The following is a 517-nucleotide window of genomic DNA, read 5'->3' on the forward strand; positions in this document are numbered from 1 at the left end:
ACGATTCTCCATAGAAAGGAGGTGATCCAGCCGCACCTTCCGATACGGCTACCTTGTTACGACTTCACCCCAATCATCTACCCCACCTTCGGCGGCTGGCTCCTTGCGGTTACCTCACCGACTTCGGGTGTTGTAAACTCTCGTGGTGTGACGGGCGGTGTGTACAAGACCCGGGAACGTATTCACCGCGGCATGCTGATCCGCGATTACTAGCAATTCCGACTTCATGTAGGCGAGTTGCAGCCTACAATCCGAACTGAGATCGGCTTTTTAGGATTCGCTCCACCTCGCGGCTTCGCTTCCCGTTGTACCGACCATTGTAGTACGTGTGTAGCCCAGGTCATAAGGGGCATGATGATTTGACGTCATCCCCACCTTCCTCCGGTTTGTCACCGGCAGTCACCTTAGAGTGCCCAACCGAATTGCTGGCAACTAAGATCAAGGGTTGCGCTCGTTGCGGGACTTAACCCAACATCTCACGACACGAGCTGACGACAACCATGCACCACCTGTCTCC

Annotated in this window: 1 rRNA gene; it reads right to left on the reverse strand. The window is 54.9% G+C overall.

The features are described 5' to 3' along the window. Positions 1-14: 14 nt before the first annotated feature. Positions 15-517 (reverse strand): 16S ribosomal RNA (locus IEW05_RS25535); the annotation flags it as partial.

The sequence above is a fragment of the Paenibacillus segetis genome, assembly GCF_014639155.1.
Classification (GTDB): domain Bacteria; phylum Bacillota; class Bacilli; order Paenibacillales; family Paenibacillaceae; genus Fontibacillus; species Fontibacillus segetis.